Raw genomic sequence first — 4,771 nt, forward strand, 5'->3', positions numbered from 1 at the left:
ATGATCGGCAGCGCCGAGACCATGTTGCCGATCGGCAACAGGCCGCGTCGCAGGAACGGCACACGGTCTGCGAGCACCGCGGTGATGAAGCCGGCGCCGCTGCCCACGACATAGCCGAAGATGACCGCCTTGAAGATGGTCTGGCGGACATCGGCGCCGAGCACCGGCAGCGAACCGGCGATGCGCGCGCCGATGGCACTTGGCGGCGGCAGCAGGATGAAGGGTATGCCGGCCCCACGCGTCACCGCTTCCCAGATGATCAGGATCCAGGCGCCGAAGATGGCTGGGATGATCAGGCCCAGCGCGGTGCGAGCCCATTTGGCGAACGGACGCAATGATGACAGCACCGCCACGCAGCGCCAGCCAAGCAGCCATGCGGCGGTGAGAAGCAGGAAGTACGGCGTCCGCGCCAGGCCTTCGAAACCGGTGATGCCGCCAATCAGCAGCCAGGCGGCCAGATGCGCGCCGATGAAAAGCACAACGGCTTCGACGATGGACGGTATTCTGGTCACCGAGATCAAAGCGGCGACAAGCAGCACGCCGAAAATCAGCCAGGTCGTCGCCACATAGGGGTATATCAACGTCCCTGCAGGCTGCGCCAGTGCATCGACTTTCGGCGCGGCGATCGGGCCGAGCGCCACTGCGATCAGGCACAGCACGATCGCCAGCACTGCCTGCCAGGAGGGTTTCAGCCAGTTCATGCCGGCCTCCCGCCCATAGCGCGGTCGACGAGGCGCCCGGCAATGCCGACCACCATGACCAGAAGGGCTGCCACCACCGAACCGGCGACCAGCGCCGACCAGATGTCGATGGACTGGCTATAATAGGCGCCGGCGAGCAGCTTGGCGCCGATGCCGGCGACAGCGCCTGTCGGCAGTTCGCCGACGATGGCGCCGACCAGGCTTGCCGCCACCGCCACCTTCATCGAGGTGAACAGGAACGGCACCGAAGCAGGCACGCGCAACATCCAGAAGGTCTGCGCGCGACTGGCATTGTAGGTGTGCATCAGGTCGAGATGCATGATCTCGGGCGAGCGCAGCCCCTTCACCATGCCGACAGTCACCGGGAAGAACGACAGATAGGTCGAAATCATCGCCTTCGGGACGAGCCCGCTGATGCCGATCGCCCCCAGCACGACGATGATCATCGGCGCCACAGCCAGGATGGGAATGGTCTGCGAGGCGATGATCCACGGCATCAGGCTGCGGTCGAGCGTCGCCACATGGACAATGCCGACGGCGATGATGATGCCGAGCGCCGTGCCGAAAGCGAAGCCGAGCAGCGTCGACGAAAGCGTCACCCAGGCATTGTAGACCAGGCTGCGGTTGGAGGTGATGGGCCGCAGGAAGGTGTTCTCGAAGAAATTCACCGCCACCTGGTGCGGCGCCGGCAATGTCGGCTTCGGCTGCGACAGCGTCTTGCCGATGAGTTGGCTGAACGTGGATGTTTCACCCGCGCGACGATCGAGATCGCGCTGGAACGGCGTGTTGAGGATGACGGCGAAGACATACCAGAGCGCGATCACGCCAACGAGGATGGAGGTGACGGGAACGAGCTTGTCGCGGAAGGTGTCCATCTAGCGGGCCTCAGCCGACTGGCGCCCTCCTCTCCCCAACGGGGAGAGGGTGGCCGGAGCGAAGCGGAGGTCGGGTGAGGGGGTGGAAATCTTTCCGTCAAGGCAAGCCAAGATCGTATCCAGGACCGCTCGACGTTCGGCCAAAACCTCATGATTCCAGAACCGGAGAGCCGAATAACCTTGTCCGTTCAGCCAAGCTGTCCTGGAAGGGTCGGTTGGAGAATCTGCGTGCTGACTACCATCAAGTTCGACAATCAGGCTTACCTCGCGACAAACAAAATCCGCGATGAACGGTCCAAGCGGCACTTGCCTCACAAATTTGTAGCCATTGAGATGACGGTCTCTCAGCTCCCCCCAAAGCCTGTATTCAGCCTCGGTCTCGTCAACCCGCAGCTTTCGGGCGCGAGCGGTTGCCCCGACCTTTCTCTTGGTCGGATCCGTCGGCGCCGCCCCCTCACCCGACCTCCGCTTCGCTCCGGCCACCCTCTCCCCGTTGGGGAGAGGAGGAAGCTCATCCTGCCCCTCAATCATCATAGCTGTGCCCCGCGCGCAGCCCGTCCCGCACCCGCGCTGCGATCGCCAGAAACTCCGGCGTCTCGCGGATGTCGAGCGGCCGCTCTCTCGGCAGCGTCGATTCGATGACGTCGCTGACACGGCCCGGGCGCGGCGACATGACGACGATGCGCGTCGACAGATAGACGGCCTCCGGAATGGAGTGGGTGACGAAGCAGATGGTCTTGTTGGTGCGTCCCCACAATTCCAGCAGCTGCTCGTTGAGATGGTCGCGCACGATCTCGTCCAGCGCGCCGAACGGCTCGTCCATCAGCAGCAGGTCGGCGTCGAAGGCCAGCGCACGGGCAATCGAGGCGCGCTGCTGCATGCCGCCCGAGAGCTGCCAGGGATATTTCTTCTCGAATCCAGAGAGGTTGACGAGGCCGAGCGTGCGCTTGATCCGCTCGCCTTGCTCCGCCCTGGATAGGCCCATGATCTCCAGCGGCAGCCCCACATTGCGCTCGATGGTCCGCCACGGAAACAGCGCCGCCGCCTGAAAGACATAGCCATAGGCGCGTTTCTCGCGCGCCTGCTCTGCTGTCATGCCATTGACGGAAATCGCCCCCGAGGTCGGCTTCTCCAGATCGGCGATGACGCGCAGCAGCGTGGTCTTGCCGCAGCCCGAAGGCCCGATGAAGGAGACGAACTCGCCCTTGCCGATGGTGAGATCGACATTGGACAGCGCCTGCACCGGCCCGTCATTGGTCTGGAAAGTCAGCCCGAGTTTGCTTGCCGCGACGACGGCTGGCGAATTCCCCGTCATCGGTTGCCGCCTGCCTGTTTCCGTTCCCGCGGCGGCTGGAATCCGATTGCTTTTATCGCGATGTTGTTTTCCACTTGCCCTGTCCCATTTGGCCCTGTCCCTCTGACCTTGTCCCACGCGATCGACGCCCGGAGTTTCCCCGATGTCGCCTAAACCCACTTGTCATCTTATCCGCCCTGAAAGCACTTATGAAGGCAAGCAGGGGCTGACCTATTTCGCCGGCATTGCCGCCGAGACCGTCGGTGCCTCCGGCATCTGCATGCACATGCTCACCATGCCGCCCGGCGCCCGCGCCAAGGCGCATATGCACGAGAGCCACGAGACGGCGATCTATGTGCTCTCCGGCGAAGTTCACACCTGGTATGGCGACCGGCTCGAGCATCATATCGTCGTCAAGGCCGGTGATCTCTTCTACATCCCCGCCGGCGTGCCGCATCTGCCGGCCAACCTGAGCGGCGCCCCGTCCTCTGCCGTCATTGCGCGCACCGATCCCAACGAACAGGAGAGCGTCGTCCTGCTGCCGGAACTGGATGCGCTGGTCGCCGGAAGCTGACTTCGCCGGGCTAGGCGCCCGTCGGCCAATTGCTAGAGGTTTGCGCCCGCCAGCTTCGGCAATCATCGGCACCGAGACACTTCCCCATAGACGGTGCCGTCCGCATCCGCGATCACCAGTTTCTTGGCGTTCTTGGTGCTGTGCTTGATGATGAAGGTGGCGGGCGACTTGCCCTCTTCGCCTTCGGCCTCGCACTCCGCCTTCACCACAAGCGAGCCGTCGGCCTGGACCCTCTTGCCGGTGAAGGTGCAAGCGCTCGTCGCCGTGATGAAGTCGGTGTTGGTTAGAAGCAGCATGTCCTCGGCGTAGACTTCCTGGCCGTTCTTGTTGATGCAGCCGGACTTGTTGCCATAAGGTTTGGCTAGGTCGATGCCGGCCGCCGACACTTGGCTGGCCACCAGAACCAAAACTGCCGCGAAAAGAAGTCCCCCGCGCCGCACCTCAAACCCCGGTCGCCGGGATGCCGGTGCGTTCCACCTTGCGCGGCGCGGAGATTTCCTTCCACGTCGACAGCGCCCGGTTGACGGCCGCATTCGGCTCGCGGCCGACGAATTCACCATGGCCGGGCTTGGTCTTGACCTCGGACTCCTGGATCGACAGTTCGCCCCGCGAGAACACGAACCGCGGCAGGCCGGTCACCTCGAAACCCTCGAAGACATTGTAGTCGATCACCGATTGCTGCTTCTTGGACGAAATTGTCTTCTTGCGCTTGGGATCCCAGACGACGATGTCGGCGTCGGCACCCTCTACGATGGCGCCCTTCTTCGGATACATGTTGAGGATCTTGGCGATGTTGGTCGAGGTCACCGCGACGAACTCGTTCATCGTCAGCCGGCCGGTGTTGACGCCTGTGGTCCACAGCACCGGCATGCGGTCTTCAAGCCCGCCGGTGCCGTTCGGGATCTTGGTGAAATCGCCGACGCCGTTGCGCTTCTGTTTGGTGGTGAAAGCGCAATGATCGGTCGCCACCACCTGCAGCGAACCCGCCTGCAGGCCGGCCCACAGCGAGTCCTGGTGCGATTTGTTGCGGAAGGGCGGACTCATCACGCGGCGTGCCGCATGGTCCCAGTCCTTGTCGAAATACTCGCTCTCGTCCAGCGTCAGGTGCTGGATCAGCGGCTCGCCGAACACCCGCATGCCCTTCTGGCGCGCCCGGCGGATCGCCTCGTGGCTCTGCTCGCAGGAGACATGCACGACATAGAGCGGCACGCCGGCCATGTCGGCGATCATGATGGCGCGGTTGGTCGCCTCGCCTTCCACTTCGGGCGGCCGCGAATAGGCGTGGCCCTCGGGGCCGTTGTTGCCGGCAGCCAGCAGCGTCTGCGAC

General features: G+C 63.7%; 5 protein-coding genes and 2 pseudogenes. 1 reads left to right on the top strand and 6 read right to left on the bottom strand.

Annotated features, from left to right (window positions below; translation table 11 throughout):
• From ENZ75_RS21430 to ENZ75_RS21445, 4 genes and pseudogenes are all read right to left on the bottom strand, one after another.
• Window positions 1-701: pseudogene (locus tag ENZ75_RS21430) on the bottom strand (ABC transporter permease); the annotation flags it as partial.
• Window positions 698-1,576 (bottom strand): ABC transporter permease, encoded by an 879-nt coding sequence (locus ENZ75_RS21435; protein WP_063168502.1) that lies wholly within the window; start codon window positions 1,574-1,576, stop codon window positions 698-700. The pseudogene ENZ75_RS21430 and the gene ENZ75_RS21435, both read right to left, overlap by 4 nt.
• Window positions 1,577-1,987 (bottom strand): annotated as a pseudogene (locus tag ENZ75_RS21440) (DUF559 domain-containing protein); the annotation flags it as partial.
• A gap of 112 nt (window positions 1,988-2,099) precedes the next feature.
• Window positions 2,100-2,891 carry an ABC transporter ATP-binding protein gene (locus tag ENZ75_RS21445; RefSeq protein ID WP_128278297.1) on the bottom strand — a complete coding sequence of 264 codons (792 nt, stop codon included), beginning with the start codon at window positions 2,889-2,891 and terminating at the stop codon, window positions 2,100-2,102.
• 142 nt (window positions 2,892-3,033) lie between these two features.
• Here ENZ75_RS21445 and ENZ75_RS21450 point away from each other — a divergent pair, with 142 nt between their 5' ends.
• Window positions 3,034-3,444, top strand: a complete 411-nt coding sequence (locus tag ENZ75_RS21450) for a cupin domain-containing protein (protein ID WP_013530912.1) — start codon at window positions 3,034-3,036, stop codon at window positions 3,442-3,444.
• 62 nt (window positions 3,445-3,506) lie between these two features.
• On the opposite strand, the gene ENZ75_RS21455 is transcribed toward ENZ75_RS21450, so the two are convergent.
• On the bottom strand, window positions 3,507-3,842 hold the full coding sequence (locus ENZ75_RS21455; protein WP_244514313.1) for a hypothetical protein: 336 nt from the start codon (window positions 3,840-3,842) through the stop codon (window positions 3,507-3,509).
• A gap of 43 nt (window positions 3,843-3,885) precedes the next feature.
• On the bottom strand, window positions 3,886-4,771 hold an 886-nt coding region (locus ENZ75_RS21460; RefSeq protein ID WP_164887909.1), incomplete at its 5' end, for an amidohydrolase family protein.

This window comes from Mesorhizobium sp. M7A.F.Ca.CA.002.04.1.1 (assembly GCF_004022805.1).
Taxonomy (GTDB): Bacteria; Pseudomonadota; Alphaproteobacteria; order Rhizobiales; family Rhizobiaceae; genus Mesorhizobium; species Mesorhizobium ciceri.

Coding starts and splice junctions, on each gene's coding strand:
- ENZ75_RS21445 (WP_128278297.1), bottom strand. CDS start 2,891: ATGACGGGGAATTCGCCAGCCGTCGTCGCGGCAAGCAAACTCGGGCTG.
- ENZ75_RS21435 (WP_063168502.1), bottom strand. CDS start 1,576: ATGGACACCTTCCGCGACAAGCTCGTTCCCGTCACCTCCATCCTCGTT.
- ENZ75_RS21450 (WP_013530912.1), top strand. CDS start 3,034: ATGTCGCCTAAACCCACTTGTCATCTTATCCGCCCTGAAAGCACTTAT.